This window comes from Trichocoleus sp. DQ-A3, assembly GCF_039961975.1.
GTDB lineage: Bacteria > Cyanobacteriota > Cyanobacteriia > Cyanobacteriales > FACHB-T130 > FACHB-T130.
In genome coordinates, this window is sequence record NZ_JAMPKC010000001.1 from 387,093 (window position 1) to 405,475 (window position 18,383).

General features: G+C 46.1%; 13 protein-coding genes and 1 pseudogene. 4 read left to right on the plus strand and 10 right to left on the minus strand.

Annotation, left to right across the window (positions count from 1 at the left end; translation table 11 throughout):
• The first annotated feature begins 336 nt into the window (after positions 1 to 336).
• Positions 337 to 4,341 (plus strand): PAS domain S-box protein, encoded by a 4,005-nt coding sequence (locus NDI44_RS01625; protein ID WP_190413207.1) that lies wholly within the window; start codon positions 337 to 339, stop codon positions 4,339 to 4,341.
• A gap of 199 nt (positions 4,342 to 4,540) precedes the next feature.
• On the opposite strand, the gene uvrA is transcribed toward NDI44_RS01625, so the two are convergent.
• The 3 genes and pseudogenes from uvrA to NDI44_RS01640 all read right to left on the minus strand — a co-directional run bounded on the left by uvrA (position 4,541) and on the right by NDI44_RS01640 (position 10,097).
• Positions 4,541 to 7,543, minus strand: coding sequence for an excinuclease ABC subunit UvrA (gene uvrA / locus NDI44_RS01630; RefSeq protein ID WP_190413209.1), 3,003 nt, complete (start codon positions 7,541 to 7,543; stop codon positions 4,541 to 4,543).
• A gap of 108 nt (positions 7,544 to 7,651) precedes the next feature.
• A pseudogene (locus tag NDI44_RS01635) lies at positions 7,652 to 7,780 on the minus strand (Uma2 family endonuclease); the annotation flags it as partial.
• A gap of 43 nt (positions 7,781 to 7,823) precedes the next feature.
• Positions 7,824 to 10,097, minus strand: coding sequence for a glycosyltransferase (locus NDI44_RS01640; protein ID WP_190413211.1), 2,274 nt, complete (start codon positions 10,095 to 10,097; stop codon positions 7,824 to 7,826).
• A 413-nt stretch (positions 10,098 to 10,510) separates the two neighbouring features.
• On the opposite strand from NDI44_RS01640, the gene NDI44_RS01645 reads away from it, so the two are divergent.
• A complete protein-coding gene (locus NDI44_RS01645; RefSeq protein ID WP_199302826.1) occupies positions 10,511 to 10,759 on the plus strand; it encodes a DM13 domain-containing protein in 249 nt (82 codons plus the stop codon).
• Positions 10,760 to 10,783: 24 nt separating this feature from the next.
• Positions 10,784 to 11,509, plus strand: coding sequence for a DUF4079 domain-containing protein (locus tag NDI44_RS01650; RefSeq protein WP_190413213.1), 726 nt, complete (start codon positions 10,784 to 10,786; stop codon positions 11,507 to 11,509).
• Positions 11,510 to 11,652: 143 nt separating this feature from the next.
• Here NDI44_RS01650 and NDI44_RS01655 read toward each other — a convergent pair whose 3' ends face one another.
• The 3 genes from NDI44_RS01655 to NDI44_RS01665 all read right to left on the minus strand — a co-directional run bounded on the left by NDI44_RS01655 (position 11,653) and on the right by NDI44_RS01665 (position 14,455).
• Positions 11,653 to 12,144, minus strand: coding sequence for a hypothetical protein (locus NDI44_RS01655; protein ID WP_190413215.1), 492 nt, complete (start codon positions 12,142 to 12,144; stop codon positions 11,653 to 11,655).
• Positions 12,145 to 12,348: 204 nt separating this feature from the next.
• Positions 12,349 to 12,996: an HAD family hydrolase gene (locus NDI44_RS01660; protein WP_190413217.1), complete on the minus strand. Its 648-nt coding sequence runs from the start codon at positions 12,994 to 12,996 to the stop codon at positions 12,349 to 12,351.
• Positions 12,997 to 13,261: 265 nt separating this feature from the next.
• Positions 13,262 to 14,455 (minus strand): NAD(P)/FAD-dependent oxidoreductase, encoded by a 1,194-nt coding sequence (locus NDI44_RS01665; protein WP_190413219.1) that lies wholly within the window; start codon positions 14,453 to 14,455, stop codon positions 13,262 to 13,264.
• Positions 14,456 to 14,667: 212 nt separating this feature from the next.
• Between NDI44_RS01665 and NDI44_RS01670 the strand changes: the two genes are divergently transcribed.
• Positions 14,668 to 15,585: a phytanoyl-CoA dioxygenase family protein gene (locus tag NDI44_RS01670; protein ID WP_190413221.1), complete on the plus strand. Its 918-nt coding sequence runs from the start codon at positions 14,668 to 14,670 to the stop codon at positions 15,583 to 15,585.
• A 12-nt stretch (positions 15,586 to 15,597) separates the two neighbouring features.
• On the opposite strand, the gene NDI44_RS01675 is transcribed toward NDI44_RS01670, so the two are convergent.
• From NDI44_RS01675 to rpsP, 4 genes are all read right to left on the minus strand, one after another.
• On the minus strand, positions 15,598 to 15,972 hold the full coding sequence (locus tag NDI44_RS01675) for a hypothetical protein (RefSeq protein ID WP_190413223.1): 375 nt from the start codon (positions 15,970 to 15,972) through the stop codon (positions 15,598 to 15,600).
• A 193-nt stretch (positions 15,973 to 16,165) separates the two neighbouring features.
• Entirely contained in the window at positions 16,166 to 17,122 is a 957-nt protein-coding gene (locus tag NDI44_RS01680; RefSeq protein WP_190413225.1) for a PhoH family protein, read from the minus strand.
• Between the two features lie 476 nt (positions 17,123 to 17,598).
• A complete protein-coding gene (locus NDI44_RS01685; protein WP_190413227.1) occupies positions 17,599 to 18,048 on the minus strand; it encodes a KH domain-containing protein in 450 nt (149 codons plus the stop codon).
• Positions 18,011 to 18,271, minus strand: a complete 261-nt coding sequence (gene rpsP, locus NDI44_RS01690) for a 30S ribosomal protein S16 (protein WP_190413229.1) — start codon at positions 18,269 to 18,271, stop codon at positions 18,011 to 18,013. The genes NDI44_RS01685 and rpsP overlap by 38 nt, the downstream gene beginning before the upstream one ends.
• Positions 18,272 to 18,383: the final 112 nt, after the last annotated feature.

Sequence of the window (18,383 nt, forward strand, 5' to 3'; positions counted from 1 at the left end):
GCGATCGCGTCCGGATCGTCAAGTAGTTTCTCGTTGTTATTGATTAGAGACTGTAGCTGTCGTTCTGAACGCAGCTAGGATGTTGGCATCCAACCCTAACCTTCCTCCTGTTGGGTTTCGGGGTTTTCGCCATCCAGGGTGCTTCTCGAACACAGCTTGTTGACGCAGTATTTAGCGATCCCGCTTTTCGTCAAACGTCTGGAGGTAGATTTTGGCAGAAATCGTATCGAATGCCGAGTTTACGAGGAACAATAAAGGAGATAATTTGACTTCCCCTCTCAACACTTAGCTAGGACGGGTCAACCCGCCTTTACAGGACGGACTCAGCACTAAAGCATGAGACTGCGAACGAAGACACTAATGGTCATTGGCGCGACACTCGTCGGTCTGGTAGGGGTGCTATATGCTACCTCTTCCATCGTTTTGTTGCGGAGCCTCAAACACGCTGAGGATCAAAATACCCGTCAGATGGTTAAGGCAGTTCTGAATGTTTTTAGCCAAACTGGCGATGACTTTAGTTCTAGATTTCGCGATTGGTCATCGTGGGATGACACCTATAACTTTATTAACAACCCAAACCAAGCTTATCGGGAGTCGAATCTAAATCCAGAATCGCTCTACAACTTGCAGATCAACTTGGTGCTGTTTATCAATAACAGGGGTGAAATTGTCTTTGGGACTGGGTTCGATCTAAAAAATCAGAAAAAAACACCGATTCCACCGGCCCTCAAACAACACCTGGCTCTCAACGACCGGCTTTTAGAGCGTCCCCATTCTAATCGCATCCTGTCAGGAATCATTCTGCTTCCGGAAGGGCCAATGCTGATTAGTTCGCAGCCGATTTTGCCTTCAAATGGCAAAGGTTCTATCCGAGGAACTTTGATCTTCGGGCGCTATATAGACAATCGGACGATCGAGAAGTTGGCAAGAATCAACCGTTTGCCCGTGATGATGTACGGGATGAACGATCCTCAAATGCCTGCGGACTTTCAAGCCGTGCGTTCTGCTTTGTCAGAACAACGCCCAATTCTGGTGCGATCGCGCGATGAAGACACGATTTCTGGATACGCCCGGATTAAAGACATTTATGGCAAACCGGCTTTGCTGTTGCGGGTGGATGTCCCCAGAGAAATCTACAGGCAAGGAAAGATTCGCCTAGTCTATCTCATCTTGTGTCTGTTGGTAGTAGGACTGGTATTTGGTGGAGTGACGCTGCTGCTGATAGAGCGATTGGTGCTATCTCGGTTGGCAGCTTTGAGTGGGGAAGTTCGGAAAATTGGCGCGAGTAGCGATCTTTCGCTGCGGGTATCGACTCCCGGAAAGGATGAATTATCCAGCTTGGCACTGACGATTAATGGGATGCTAGAAGCGTTGGAAAAATCTGGACGCGATCGCATTGAAAGCGAAGAACGTCACCGCGCCGTGGTTGAGCAAGCTTCAGAAGGGATTGTTCTGATTGATGCTCGCTCTTCTCAAATTCTGGAAGCCAATACTGCCTTTAATCGCTTGCTCGGTTACAGCCATGAAGAAATTCTACATCTGACCCTTTACGATCTCATTCCCCACACCCAAGACAGCGCTGACTTAAATATCAACCAAATCCTAGCTGATAAACAGCACTACCTAGGTGAACGACGCTACCGGCGTAAAGATGGAACGCTGGTGGATGTGGAAGTGAGTGCCAACTCGATTTCCTATGGTGGCAGAGAGGTCGTGTGTGGCGTGGTTCGAGATATTAGCGATCGCAAACAAGCCCAAGAAGAAATCCGTTTGTTGCAGACGACGACGCAAGCGATCGCGGATGCCTCAGATTTTCACTCAGCTTTGCAAGTCACGCTGGGCAAGGTTTGCGAGACAATCGGCTGGAGTTTTGGGGAAGCTTGGATTCCCCACCCAACGGGTGACTTTCTCGAATGCAGTCGGGGTTGGTATGGCGGTAAGGAGAAAATATCCCCCGCCTTGAAGAAATTCAGACACTTCAGCCAGAAGCTCACTTTTGCATCCTGGAACGGATTGCCGGGACGAGTTTGGTCATCGCAGCAGCCAGAGTGGATTGATGATGTTTCAATTCAGCCACCAGCCGTTTTTGATCGTGTCGCAATTGCACGAGAAAGCGGATTGAAAGCAAGTTTCGCCATTCCGATTATTGCGGCAACGTTTTGGGAATCGTCCCCCCTGCCGATTCAGGACGGGCAAAGCGCTGGGGTGCCCCTACAGCAGCCACAAGTGCTAGCTGTTCTGGTTTTCTTCAGCTTCGACAGCCAGGAAGAAGACCGGCAGATGGTGGAGCTAGTATCGGGCGTTGCGGCTCAGCTGGCTTCCGTCATTCAGCGCAAGCAGACGGAAGCCGCACTCCAAGAAAGCGAGACTCGGCTTTGCAGACAGCAGCGGGCGCTGATGGAACTGGCTACGTGTCAGGCTTTATACACGGGCGATTTGAGCGCGGCTTGGCAGGAGATTACCGAGACAGCCACAAACACACTGGGCGTCGCACGAGCAAGTATCTGGCTTTATCAACAAGAAATCGTTGAGACTCAGGAACCGGCTTCTACCACATCCCAACCCAATCCAAAATTGCTCTGTGTTGACTTGTACGAAGTCACTCAGGAGCGGCATAGCTGGGGCATGGAGCTGTACCGAGTAGACTATCCGGGCTATTTCCAAGCACTAGAAGAGGAACGCGCGATCGCGGCTTCTGATGCCCATACAGATCCTCGGACGAAGGAGTTTTCCGCGGCTTATTTAGCTCCTTTAGGCATTGCTTCGATGTTGGATGTCCCGATTCGGGTAGGTGGACGGACGATGGGGGTGCTTTGTCTGGAACACATGAGTACGCAAAGGCAGTGGGCGTTGGAGGATCAGAACTTTGCGACTTATTTAGCGTATATGGCTGCTTTGGCAATGGAAGCGAGCGATCGCAAACAAGCAGAAACCGCCCTCGCGAATAGTGAAGCGAAATTTCGCTCGCTGATTCTCAACAGTTCGGATCTAATCGCCATTTATGACGCAGATGGCATTACCCGCTATCAAAGTCCTTCGATTGTGAGTATTTTGGGCTACCAACCAGAGGAATTGACCGGGGTACACACCTTGGGCATGATTCACCCAGAGGATCGTCGCCGCGTTTTAGAAGCTTTCCATGAGGCGCTTAACAACCCTCAGAGTGTTTTTTCCATCGAATATCGTTTTCCCCGAAAAGACGGCTCCTGGTGTTTTCTAGAATCAACTGGGAGCAATTTGCTAGCCGATCCCTTCGTGGCAGGCATCGTGGTTAATTCCCGCGACATTACCGAGCGCAAGCAAGTGGAAGGCGCACTTCGGCAAGCCGAAGAACGATATCGCAGCATCTTTGAAAACGCAGTTGAAGGCATTTTTCAAACGACACCGGATGGACGCTTCATCAGTGCGAATCCTGCCCTCGCACGCCTTTATGGCTACTCGTCCCCGGAGGAATTAATCGCCAATGTGACGAGCGTTGAGCGGCAACTTTATGTTGACCCAAACCGACGGACGGAATTTATTGCTGCCATGCAAAAGTATGATTCTGTATCTCGGTTTGAGTCTCAAATTTACCGCCAGGACGGCAGCACTATCTGGATTTTGGAAACCGCCCGCACGGTAAAGAATTCTCAAGGGAGAATTCTTTACTACGAAGGCACTGTCCAAGATATTACCAATCGCAAGGTCGCAGAAGAAGCACTGCGCTATCAACAGGAACAATCGGAACTGCTGCTGCTCAACATCTTACCTGCCCCGATTGCTGAGCGATTAAAACTTCAGGAAAGCACAATTGCCGATAGCTTTGCCGAAGTTACCGTTTTGTTTGCTGATATTGTTGGCTTTACCCAACTTTCTGCCGATACATCACCCACCGAACTTGTCGAATTACTCAACAAGATATTTTCTGCGTTCGATCGCCTATCCGAACTGCATGGTTTGGAGAAAATAAAGACAATTGGGGATGCCTATATGGTTGTCGGCGGTTTGCCAATGCCCCGCAACGATCATGCCCAGGCGATAGCTGACATGGCGCTGGATATGCAAGATGCGATCGCGCTATTTAACCTCAAAAATGCGAAAAATTTTCAGATTCGAGTCGGCATTAGTACGGGACCCGTCGTTGCTGGCGTCATTGGTATCAAAAAGTTTATCTATGATTTGTGGGGCGATACGGTAAATACAGCTTCTCGGATGGAATCTCACGGTCTTGCGGGTCGAATTCAAGTCACTGCCACTACCTATGAGTTATTACGAGACGAATATGTTTTTGAGGAACGGGGTCTTATCCACGTCAAGGGTAAAGGCGAGATGACAACTTATCTTTTGATTGGCAGAAAATAAAGAGAATTTTAAGTTAAAGCCTGATCCCGGCAGGCTTCGTTTATGTAGCCCCAGACTTCTAGGGTGCGGGCAGTTGCTGAATTGAGGAAATGCGCTTTTTTCCCAGCAGGCATCTGGCGAAAAGCCAGTATTAAAAATCTGTCGATTTTTAGACTGGTATTGCGCGATTGCGGTTAGTAGATTGACAAATTAAAAGTTGTCATTTTGGGGGATGCTGCTGCAACACTTGTTTCAAATATTGCCCGGTATAAGACCTCGGATTCTCTGCCACTTTTTCTGGCGTTCCCACCGCAATTAACTCTCCACCTTTATTTCCGCCTTCCGGTCCCAAATCGATAAGCCAATCGGCGCAACGAATTACATCTAAATTGTGTTCGATGACTAAAATTGAATTGCCTTTATCTACCAATCTCTGTAACACATCTAGCAACTTGTGGACATCGTAAAAAGATAAACCCGTTGTCGGTTCATCGATTAAATAAAGCGTCTTCCCGGTAGCACGACGAGAGAGTTCTGAGGCTAACTTCACTCGTTGCGCTTCACCACCGGAAAGAGTAGGTGCAGTTTGTCCTAAACGGATATAACCGAGTCCCACATCTACCAAAGTTTGCAACCGTGTTGATGCTTTAGGGATATTTATAAAAAATTCCAAAGCTTCTTCTACGGTCATGTTGAGAACATCAGAAATCGACTTGTTTTTGTACTTTACCTGTAAAGTTTCTCGGTTGTAGCGATCGCCTTTACAAACTTCGCACTGTACGTAGACATCTGGCAGAAAATTCATCTCAATCACATTCACGCCTTGTCCGCCACAAGCTTCGCAGCGTCCACCTTTAACATTGAAAGAAAATTGCCCCGGTTTGTAACCTCTCGCTTTTGCTTCTATCGTTTGTGAAAATACATCTCGAATCGCATCAAATATACCTGTATAGGTAGCTGGATTAGAACGAGGGGTACGTCCAATTGGAGATTGGTCGATGACAATTGCTTTATCAATTGCGTTCAATCCCTTGATGGCTTCCAAATGTTTCGGGAAGGGAACTTTGCGGGTGAGGTGGTGTTGTAAGGCTGGGTAAAGTAATTCGTTAATTAGAGTAGATTTGCCGGAACCAGAAACGCCGGTGATGCAGACAAGTTTACCCAGTGGAATTTCGACATCTATATTTTGTAAGTTGTTGCGGTAGGCATTTTTGAGAATTAGCGATCGCCCATTTCCCTCTCTCCTCTGTGCAGGTGTTTCAATCACTTGCCGTCCCGACAAATAAGCACCTGTTAGGGAATCTTCTGCTGCTAACAATGTCTCTAAGTCACCTTGAGAAACAATTCTTCCACCATGAACGCCCGCACTAGGGCCAATATCAACAATGTGGTCAGCCGCACGAATCGTTTCTTCATCATGCTCGACCACAATTAATGTATTGCCCAAATCGCGGAGTTTAATTAAAGTTTGCAGCAAGCGTCCATTATCTCGCTGATGCAGTCCGATACTCGGTTCATCTAACACGTAGAGGACGCCGGTTAAACCCGAACCAATTTGGGTTGCAAGGCGAATTCGTTGCGCTTCTCCGCCCGAAAGTGTCATTGCCGGACGGTCAAGCGTCAGATAATCTAAGCCAACATCGAGGAGAAATTGCAGCCTAGCTTTAATTTCTCTAAGTACCAAATCGCCTATTTGAAACTGGCGATCGCTCAATTTTAAATTATTAATTCGTTCTCGACTTTCCCCAATATCAACGCTTGTCAAATCGAGCATCCGATACTGTCCCAATCGCACAGCCAAGGCTTCCGGTTTCAATCGCTTCCCGGCGCACACTTCACACGGCTGCTCGACGAGATATTGCTCCATTTTTTGTTTAATGAGTTCGGAACTCGTTTCATCGTATTGCTTCTGGAGGATAGCAATAACGCCTGCATACCGTCTAAAATCATTTCGACTTTCGTTCCAGATTGATTTGTCAGCACCATACATAATGATGTGCTGCTGTTCTGCTGTTAGCTGATTCCAGGGTGTCTGGATTTCAAAGCCATACGCTTGTCCGACATTGTATAGAAGGGAGAGATAGTAAGAATTATCCTTTTCTGACCAAGGCGCGATCGCAGCATACACCGGCGACTCCGGAAAAGGTACCAATAACTCTGGTGAAAATGTCCGCAAGCTACCCAATCCGTGACACTGAGGACAAGCACCATAAGGGGAGTTAAAGGAGAACAATCGCGGAGAAAGTTCATCCATCACCGCCCCATGTTCCGGGCAAGCAAAGTTTTCTGAAAAGACTAATTCGTTGGAGCTTTCCTGATGGGAATTCTCAGCGTTTGTAGAGTTTTCTTGCCCACTTTCATTTTTTGTGGTATTTTCCGTATACGAATTATTTAATTGGTCGGATTGTTTGGAGTTTGATGTATCTTTTAATACCTCAATGACCGCAATTCCACTGGCATGACGCAGACAAGTGCTGAGAGAATCGGTTAGACGCTCCTGAATACCGGGTTTCTTAATCAGTCGGTCAACGACAATTTCAATCGTGTGTGTATAATTTTTATCTAATTCAATAGAATCGGACAGTTGAAACACCTCTCCATCAACTCTGACGCGAGCAAATCCTTCAGAAACCAGGCTGGAGAGCAATTTTTGATGGGTGCCCTTTTTGCCGCGCACCACAGGGGCTAAGATTTGGAAACGGGTGCCATCGGGCAGTTCCAGAATGCGATCGCACATTTCATCAATCGTCTGAGGTGCAATCGAGCGATCGCAGAGGGGACAGTGGGGTTCACCCGCGCGTCCAAACAGCAACCGCAGATAGTCGTAAATTTCCGTTACCGTGCCAACCGTTGAGCGGGGGTTGTGAGAGGTCGATTTTTGGTCAATCGAAATTGCCGGACTCAGTCCCTCAATCGCATCCACATCTGGCTTATCCAACTGCCCCAAGAATTGCCGCGCATAGGCACTCAGGGACTCCACGTAGCGCCGCTGTCCTTCTGCAAAGATGGTATCAAAGGCGAGGGAAGACTTGCCGGAACCAGAGACGCCAGTAAAGACAATTAAGCGATCGCGCGGTAGTTCCAGATCGATATTCTTCAGGTTGTGCTGCCTAGCGCCGCGAATGCGAATCGCGTTCTGGCTGTTTTGATTTACACCCGTGGAATGGTGCCCATTTGAGGACTCAGTTGGTAAAGCATCCGAAAGATTGACACGGTCAGACATGAGGGCAGAGCGAAACAGTGCTTAACGATCTTAGCGCTGGCAAGAGGCTGCGCTGGATGAGTTAGCCAATTAATCAATTTATCGCTAACCGGGCGGGTAACTCAGCGATCAACCAAGCGCTAATACATCTTCATACAAGGTTGCGATCGCGCACCTAAAATCAACACTAGCCAAGTGAACTTCTTCCCCTCCGCCGTAGGGATCGAGAACCCATCGCCCCTCAGATCGCCTTCTAAACAGTCTTTTGGGGAAATGTATATATCGCTTTTGCGGACAGTCATTAAATTTTGGAGACAGCGATCGCTCTCACTTCTTGCGCTCTATCAAATAAAATTCGTGGACGAAGTAAAATTTTGAAAATCAGTAATAAAGAGCCAAATTCTCCAGGAGTCTCCCGGCGCTTCCACTGACCTGGGCGACAAAATAGCATTTCCACCAAACACCGATATTGTTTGAGGGTCAGTTTTTCAAAAATCACCCGCACAGTTGGATACTCACATCTAAATCCGGTGTAGATAATTTTGCCCTGCAATTCTAATTGTTCTTCCATAATTTCTAATGTCACCGGCAATATTTCACTGGTATTATTTTGTATTCCTCCCTGCGTTAAGGCAATTTGAGCGCCTGCTTCCGAAATCATGGTAGTAATGCCCCAAAAATTCTGCCCATTAACATTCAGACGTATAACCCTCCGCAAATCAAACCATTCATAAATATCAGGTTTAGGGAAATCCAATAAAATTAATAACGCAATGCCAATCATTAACAGATTGTAGCCGCTCCAAATCCAACCCAAGCCGATACCTTTATACACTTCCGTTGACTCGTAAACTTCCGCTCCTTGCAAACCAACCGCCATTATGCACATTCCTAAATTTCGCCACAAACTGACAGCGCTTGCTATAAATAAAATAATCAAAGGCCATGCTAAATTCCAGTTGAAAGCAAAGCGATCGCGCGATATTCCCTTAGGCGTCACATTAAACCCTTTAGAAAAAGGATTCAGCATTGCTTGAAGTACAGTTAGCGCTAAAGGAATGCAAAGCACCAAAGTGTAAATATCCGTGAGCAAAGCTGATCGAGAACGATAATTTAACCAGGAAAAAGCTGAAATCTGCACAACATAATAAGGTAAAAAATAATATAATAATTCAGTAGTCATTGCCCGAATAGGAATAACACCAAAAAACGAATAAGCCAAGGGTATAAACAGGAAATAAACCCGCGACAAACTGGTAAACCAATGTAATAATCCTTCTAAATGAGCCAGTCTTTGCAGAGGGCTAAGTCCCGGAATTGTTAACGGATTTTCCTTAATAAAGAACGCTTGTAAAGTGCCTTGTGCCCACCGTAGCCGCTGAGTAGCATAAGCGGCAATATTTTCTGCGGCTAATCCAGCACTTAACTTTTCATCTAGGTAAATTAATCGGTAGCCTTGGGCTGATAAACAAATACCAGTGAAGTAATCTTCGCTCAAGGAATCGGTGGCAAAGCCACCCGCTGCTTCTAAAGCACTACGCCTAACAATGAAAGAAGTTCCAGAACAAATAACACTACCCGCTGCATCCCGAATCGGTTGAATTTGCCGGTAAAACACTTCTTCTTCTGGCGTTAGGACGTTTTCTAATCCTAAATTGTAGGCAATTGGATCGGAGTTATAAAAGCTTTGGGGTGTCTGTACCAGAGCAACGGTTTCATCTTGAAAAAAACCTACAGTGCGAGTAAGAAATTTTTTAGTCGGAATAAAGTCTGCATCAAATACAACAATTACTTCTCCATTTGTTTGAGGGAATGCATGATTTAAATTACCGGCTTTTGCATGTCTATCATCAAGTCTGGTTTTATATTCGCAGCCCAACTCCTCAGCCAATTTATGCATTTCTGGGCGTTTTGTATCATCTAGCAAATAAACTGTTTTATTGGGATAATCTAAAGCTTGGCAACCAATAATTGTGCGTTTAACAATAAATACAGATTCATTGTAAGTGGGAATAAAAATATCAACGGTTGGCATAAAGCTGCCATCAATCACACTTTTCGCCATCTGGTCAGCTTCACGATGTCGATCCTTTACGTTTAGCATCAAAAAAAGCTGGATCGTACTACTACTTAACATCAACATTTCCATGAAAAATAATCCTAAGCTGAAAACACCATTTAGAGGGTCAGCAACATTCAGAGTAGAGAGCGATCGCCATACAATATATCGACCCGTTAACCCCAGCAAAATCCCTACTACAAGAAACCGAGACCAAGCGTCGGTTTTTGGAGAGATTTTCATTACTATCAAAACAATTACTAGCAGAGCAACCGTAGGAACTAGCAAGTATTCACTCTTCATGGGCGCTTGCAGCCACAGGGGTGGATTCTCTTGTAAAGTATTGAGTTCGGCAAACAGCTGACTAATTTTCCCTTCACCCGCAAACCACGCAGTAGCGATCGCAGCTGCGAAGACAACAATTCCTACCATGAGCAGCGTTGCCATCCGAAGGCGGAAAATTCGTTTTAGGACTTGACGCTTTGAGATTTTATTTTTAATGTATGAAGTCGTCATCGCTGTACTTTCCTAATTCAAAGTTGTTTGATAATCAGTTAATTATAGGTTTTTTTTAAATTAAAAGTAATATACTAATTTTCAATTATGCACTAACTGAAAAAAATATTAGACAATACGTAATGTTGTTTATCTTTATAGTAATTACAACTTTTATATATGCTCTAAAGTTTTACCTAATTACTGGAGGTTAATAAGACTGTTTAAGCACCAGATAAGCTTAGTAATCATTGAAGCTAAAAGGTAATACAATAGAAACCAATTTTAATCAGCCAAATGTTTAGCCTGCACCATTAACTGGCTCATCTGCTACATCGGTAGCACAGACGCCTACAAAATCTGGGACTTTTCAGGGATCAGAACATCATACCCAAGGAACTGTGCGCTTGGTGATAGAAAATTGAAAACGCTATCTGGAGTTAGATCGAGCTTTCAAAACTGACAATGGCCTGGATTTATTCGTCATTCTGTATCGTTCTGAAAAACCTCCAACAAATGGCATTAAAGAGAAAGATTATGCAAGTATCGGTCGCTTGCAAAAAATAAGTGGTGCTCAACGCTATGCTATTCCTGCTAGTGTCAATCCAGCAGAGTTTGGATCGGTGGTGATTTGGTGTCGCTTATTCAACCCTACCTTTGGCTTTGCCCCTTTCAGTAGTTAAAAATCAACGCATACTGAGGTTGTTATGGAAATTGCAGATTTGGCGGCTTTAATTCATCCTGCGATCGCAATTGCAGTCGTCTTCCCTCTGATTGGCATTGTCGTCAACCGCGCTTGGCAGACTCGCCAACGCCGCTTGCAAAATTTAGAAGGCAAAAGTAAAATTCCGCCAGTGGTTGGGCAAGAACACGTCCAATTAGGCAAATGGCTCTCAGGTGCTATTGTCGGAGTTAGCCTCATCGGGCTTGCTTACCCGATTTTTGAGCATATTTTGAGCAAGCAAATCTGGAGCCAGACACCTTTTCAAGTTGTCTTTATCGTCCTAATGTTTGCGGCTACCATTGCCTCTTTAATGTTGCTCTACAAAGCCAAACAGCGGCTTTGGCGCGGCGTTTTTGCAACCTTAACCGGCGCAGGTTTAATTATTCTCGGCTTCCAAGAAGGCGTCTATCGTCGGGACAACGAGTGGTTGGTGTCTCACTACTACATCGGCATCGCAGCGGCAATGCTGATGATTTTTTCGTTAGCAATTATTGAAGATATCTACAAAGATCGGTTAAATCGCTGGCGCACCATTCACATCATTTTGAGCTGCATTGCACTCTTAATGTTTGTAGGACAAAGCATGACTGGTACGCGAGATTTACTAGAGATTCCTTTAAGGTGGCAGAAACCTTATGTGGATCGGCTTTACATCCAGCAGTGCAACAGTCAGCCTTGCATCATCCAAGTAACACCTGCAAAAAATTAAGTGACTCAAGTTTTAATCTGGCTACAAAATTAGCGCGATCGCTCCCATCAAACTGCTTGAATGTTGGTCGATGCTCTTTCTTCCTAGTCAAATGGAACGAAGGATTTTTCTTAGATACTTTTGTCGTGTGATTTTTATGTAAACTAAGCGCTGAACAGCTTGTATAAAAACTCCTTAGATTTTTTGGCTTCAATTTTAAAAGGAATTATGCATAAAAGACAACCAAATACAAACATCCCAAGGGGCATCAAACCAGCTATGCCCATTCGACTATCTGATAGCAATGCCAATAGAAATCCTACTCCGATGCTGCCAGTCATACTCAACCAGTAGCCCATAAATATTAATACAAAAATATGCAATTTCATCGTTATATTGATTGAGCAACCAATAACTTGAGGGGAAATTTTGCCTTTAATAATTGGTAAAAATGAATTTCGGGTATGGATAATTCTAGATATTTGGAAACTATCATCATAAATTTTACCTTCATAGGGTTTATGCGATCTTGATGCCGAAGACCAAGAATTTCTAAACGTCTTAGGCGGTTCAATGACATCAGCCAATATTCTCTTGACTTCTTCTGAATCTAGATTAGTTGTAATAGTGAAATTTTCATAAGGTAGAAAAGACATCTATGACTCCTTGTTGACGAGTTACGCGATCGCTCCAAGCAAGTAGAAATGATGCAGTAGCATGGCTCGATTAGCACAGTTGCTCTTGAGTCACGATGGTGAAACTACAGGCAGTAGCACTTGAGAAAAACCATCGCTGGCCGTATCGCGCTATACGTGGCCTTTCGCTGCCACAACTACACTGTTACATCATGTCCCAACCCTCTACTCAGTGCGCTTTAAAAAAATGCCCTTGAGTCCGGCTGCTTTTGCTCCTCGATAGTCCTCTTTATGACTGTCGCCAATGTGCCATGCTTCCTCAGGCGAGCAGTTATGTTTCTCCAACGCAGCGGCAAAAATTTTTGGATCGGGTTTGGCAGCACCAATTTCCGAGGAAATGGTCACAGAAGTAAAAAATTCGATTAAATTCAGCGATTGCAAAACCGAATAGATACGCGAATCGAAATTTGACAATACACCCAGCTCAATTTCCATTTCTCTCCATTGTTCCAAAGCTGTAAGAACATCGGGATAAACAAACCAAGGTTCAGAGGTGGAGAAGTAGGCGTAGAGTTCGTTAAAAAAACTGGGAAAGTTGGAAAATTTGGGCAAGACGCCAACTTGTTCAAATGTGGAAAGCGCGATCGCTTTCCACCACTCAAATTCCTGATCCGGGATTTCTTGGGGTTCTGCGCTTGGAAAAACTGGCGGCGGTGCGGCTTTAAAGCTTTGGTAAAAGGCTGGATTCACCACCTCAGCAGAGACTTGGACGCCAAACCGACTGGCGATCGCGCTATACGCCTCTCCTACACTACCTCTTACACCAAACATGGTGCCCACGGCATCGAGAAAAATAACTTTGGGGCGCTTCATGCTACCTTAGCGTTCCATCTCAAGATCGCAAACCCAACAAAACCAGCGATTAGATTCATCATCATGTCATAAATCCTATCTCAGTATTGATGCTCCCACAGCTCTACTTCCTTAAAGCCGTGGGAGCGTCAATTCCTTCCTAAACGTAAGGGCACGAGACAAAGCCTCGCGCCCCTACATGAGAATCTAAGAGATAAATATAGTGAAACTGTATAAGTGGGCATTGCCCACCTTTGACTCCAAGCTGATAACCCTGCATTCCGGATTACTTCGAGAACATTTCCAACAGAGGTTGGGAAATCCAATTGAATCCGACTTTCAACTGATGGTTGAGCGTTGGCATCCGATACAGATATGCCAGACGCCGGAAGAGATAGGCGAGGGAACCATCCAGCTTTACTCCCATGCCGGTGAAAGTAGCGTTATCCGTCCCCAAGGTCATGATTTCGCCGAAACTCTGATAGCGGAAGGGAAGCAAAGGACGCCCGGTCAGCGATGCCCAGATATTCCAGGCAGTATAATCTGATTGCTGGAAGGCAGATTGGGCAGTTGCCGGTATTTGCTGACCGTCAGCGTCGCGAGCGTCCGAAAGGTCGCCAAGGGCAAAGATTTCTGGATGGTCAACCACTTGTAGAGTCGGCGTAGTGGTAATTTGACCGCGTTGATTGTGTTTGAGTTCGAGCGATCGCACTGCCTCTGCCACTTGCGTTCCCACCGTCCACAGCACCAAATCCACTGGGATTGGGTCTACCTGTGCTTTGTACACTAGCGAGATCGTAGTCGGTGACATCGACTCCACTGCCGTGTCCAAATCGATCCACACGCCCCTTTCTTCCAAAGCTTTTCGCGCCGCTTCCCGGTTAAAATCTGGCGATGTTCGGAGAATCATATCAGCTTGTTCAATTAACCGGATGCGACCTCGTTCGCCAAGGCGATCCGCCAACTTGCAAGCCAATTCAACCCCACAATAACCCGCCCCCACAATGGCGATGCGAATTTTATCTGTTTCCGACTCTTCCAAAATTCTCAGCCGTTCTTCCAAGCGGTAGGCGTGAGCAATCGTCCGGAAAGGAAACGCATATTCGGCAGCCCCCGGCACCATATCTAGCGGCGTCTCTCCACCCAGGGCTAACACCAAGCGATCGTAGGAGAAGGCAGGGCCATCATGCAAATGTACCAGTTTTTCTTGGATATCTATTCCAGCCACAACACCCTGACAGAAGCGCACACCCGTGTTCGCTAAAATCTCTTGAAACGGTGGAGCAATTTCCCAAGTTTGCAGTTCCCCGGTGAGTAGTTCATACAGCAGCGGCGTGAACAAAAAGCGGTCATCTCGATCCACCAGGACAATTTCCGGACGTTCCGATTTTTCCCAAGGCAACTGGCTCAAGCGCAGGGCAGTGTAGAGACCGCCAAAGCCGCCACCGAGGATACATATGCGTTTAGGTTGCTGGGTCATGGTTCTAGTGAGTGGGCGATTCAAGCGCAGGGCAACTAACTTACAGGATAGCAATACAATCCTTCAAGCAAGTGGGTTGTCCAATTATGTGATTTGATAACGTTCGTCTAATCGCTGGCGCTGGGGCGGCAGTAGCCTCGCATCTCTCGTTTCTGGGCTGCTGCCTGATATCGAGAATAAGATGTGAGAATAGCAACTTTAAATACTGAGTGATGATCGTCTTACCTGAGAAAACCGTCCTCACTTCTTTAGGTTACGAACTCGATTGCAGCAGCGAAGCTTTTGGTTATTTAAGCGATTCTTCAAATTTACTCAATCAGCCCCAGAAACTGCGCCAGCGGATGCAACAGGACGGGTATTTATACCTTCGGGCACTTCTAAATTCCCAAGAAGTTTGGCAAAGCCGTCAGGAAATTGCCGAACTCTTAGCCGCAGAAGATTGTCTCAAACCCGGACACCCGATTCTAGAATGCGTGGCAAAGCCGGGATTGAAAATGCATTTTAGACCCGATTTAGCAGCCCAAAGTCAGGCAATTAAAAAACTGCTTTATTCGGGTCGAATGATGGAATTTTATCAAGTTTTTTTAGGCGGAGATGTCCGACCTTTCGATTACACCTGGTTAAGGGCAGTTGCCCCCGGTCATGGTACTTATGCTCATTGCGATATCGTGTACATGGGACGGGGAACTCATGACCTTTACACAACTTGGACACCGTTGGGCGACGTATCTCTGGAGATGGGAGGGTTGATAATTTTAGAAAACTCGCATCGGCTGGAAAGGATTAAAAACGATTATGGGCGCAAGGATGTAGATAGTTATTGTTACAACCGAAAGACTGCCCAATTGTATGCATCTGGTGAAAAGTGGTGGAATGGGGCGTTATCAAAAAATCCAGTTTCTCTGCGAAAAAAATACGGAGGACGTTGGCTAACCGCCGATTTCAAAGCTGGAGATGTTTTGATTTTCGGTATGTTTACAATTCATGCCAGCTTAGATAACCACTCCCAGCAAATTCGGCTTTCTTCAGATAGCCGTTATCAGCTAGCTTCGGAACCTGTGGATGAAAGATGGGTGGGAAGCAACCCTGTGGGTCACTCAGCCGCAGGGAAGCGAGGTCGTATCTGCTAAGAAAAAAACATTTTATGATGCGGTTTCTGGTTTGGGTTGAAATTTAGCGATCGCTTCTATCTTCCCGACGATATTTTGGTTGAACTCTGCTAAATCCTCCGCTGGTATCCAATACTCTTGGTGTTGAGAACTCCCCACTGTCTGCACGTCATACTGCACTAGAAATTCCGTTTTCACATAAAAGCGGGTGACATAACCTACATAGCCAGAAGCTTCATCTTTCGTATTCCAATCTCTAGCAATCTGCACGGCATACGCCTCAGTTAGCACTGGATAAAATATCGGTTGGTAGGGAAGCCGAGCTGGAAAGGCACTATAACCGCTTTGTCGGATCAAATCTAGCTCTTTTTGACCCACTGGACGAAATAGCACTGTGGTATCGTTCATTCTTTTACTTTTTTTACCTCTATCAGCTGCTGAAAAAGGCAAAATTTTCTAGTTTTATCTTTACTCTCGACGCACGCATTCGAGAACTTCTTCCCTGATTGTTTGGGTAGAGAACTGCAAGCAAATTTTCAAATAGTCTGAGAACCGACATTCTCCTGGTTAGAAAATCCGAAGAGTTCTCCTCACTCATCCCTCACAACGCATCATTTTCGTATGCCGCTACAATTCGCTCAACTAACGGATTGCGGACAACATCAGTTTTGGAGAGATTGCAGAAGGCAATGCCTTCAACCCGTTGGAGAATTTTTTGGGCAACGGCTAACCCAGATTGTTGGTTAAGTGGTAAATCGGTCTGAGTGATATCGCCCGTAACAACCATGCGAGAACGAAATCCCAGGCGAGTCAGCACCATTTTCATCTGTGCTGGGGTGGTGTTCTGGGCTTCATCAACAATAACAAAGGAGTTATTGAGGGTTCGACCCCGCATATAAGCCAGGGGAGCGACTTCAATCACCCCGCGTTCCATCAAACTGGGAATTTTATCTGTATCGATAAATTCATAGAGGGCGTCATAAAGGGGGCGCAAAAATGGGTCGATTTTCTGCTGTAAGTCCCCAGGCAAAAAGCCCAATTTTTCCCCAGCTTCCACAGCGGGACGGGTTAGAATCAGTCGTTCGTACTGATCGGAAAGCAGCGCCTGAACTGCCATAACGGCTGCTAGGTAGGTTTTGCCGGTACCTGCTGGGCCAATGCAGAAGGTGAGGTCGTGGGTGCGTACTGCTTGGATATACTGCAACTGAGGAAATGTTTTAGCTCGAATTTCTTCGCCGCGACGGTTTCGTGCGAGAACTTCCTCTTGCATTGCTTGCCATTCCACCTGGCGTCCCGTATCCAGGGCTTGGCAAGCCGTGCGGATATCTACTTTGGAGATCCGCTTCCCGTCTTTCCAGAAAGGTTTGAGGACGTTCACCAGATCGTTGGTGCGGTCTACTTGTTTAGGTGTCCCAGAAACCATCAGTTCTTGACCCCGCAACACTAGAACTGCGCCAGTCGTTTTTGCCAGGGTTTTGAGGTTTTCTTCGCGATCGCCTGCTAAAGCGATCGCGCTATTAGCATTTGGTAGATGTATTGTTTTAAATGCCTCGGTCATCGTAATATTATGGGCGAGTTTACAGCATTCGTCGGTGAGAGGACGGAATTAATTAGTAAAATCCGTCCCTTTGATGCGAAAAGACGCCCGATATATGACTTTCCATAACAGCTCAGGCGTCCCAATTTAATTGGCTACAGATCCTCAATGAGAGCGTAGGCGCTGACGGGAGGCTTCCGCTTTCGACGAATACTCGGCTTTTCGTACCGTTGGCAAGATTTAACCCCAGAAAATTCCGCATCGCTAGATTTTCTGGTTGATTGCATCTTCACGCCGAGTTAATCAACTTGTGTTCAACCAAACGGACTTGCAGCCACTCGCTGTTTTTTGCTTAAGTTAACCATCAACCCTAGCTTTTGGTTAGTGCCAATACTAAGCTGATAGCCCCCTTTGCCAAAGATAACAGGCGATTTACTTAGGAGATATTCATAATCGGAGGCGATCCATCACCTCCTCAATGCTAACCGTCTAAAGTTTTAACGGGAGCGGAATTTGGGAGCAGATACTGGGGAAGACCGGCGGGGTGGATCTTTTTTCGCAACTTCTGGACTTCCTGACGTACTTTCAAGCGATCGCGCTGAACTCCCATAGATGTCCAGGTAGACAGATTGATTGGCAGCTTTCGCAGCCGCTTCAATCACCGTCCGAATTGCCTGAATATTACGTCCTCCCCGACCAAAAACTCTTCCCTTATCTTCGCCTTCAAAAGCCAGCCGCACCCACGCTTTAGTATTTCCCTGCGACATTTCGCAGTCCACGCTCAGCAATTTTGGTGATTCTAAAAACGGCTGCACCAAAAATTTCACCAGAGCAGCATAATCCGGTAGGGAACTCCCGTGGGATGACCTTACAGGCTGGCTGGTTGAATCTGGGGAATCCAACTCGGACTCATGCGGTAGTTGGGGCACTGACTTGTTCCAAGACATTAGCTTTTTGAAGAATCCGGCGCACCGTTGGCGTAGGCTGCGCTCCCTGTTGGAGGCGCTTGGTGAGTGCTGGCTCGTTTAGTCTGACTTCATCAGTTCTAGGGTTGTAAAAGCCCAGTTCTTCCAAAGGACGCCCATCGCGGCGGGAAGTGCTTTGCATTGCCACAATCCGGTAGCTAGCTTCCCGCTTTTTGCCGTATCTCTTTAATCGCAGTTTGATCATGTTGATGAAGAATGTTCCTGTTTGGATTTTAAGCCATCAGCTCTTTAGCGATTAGCTTTTAGACTTTAGACGCAGAGTCATTGATTGTACCATTTTTTGGCATCAAGTTCTA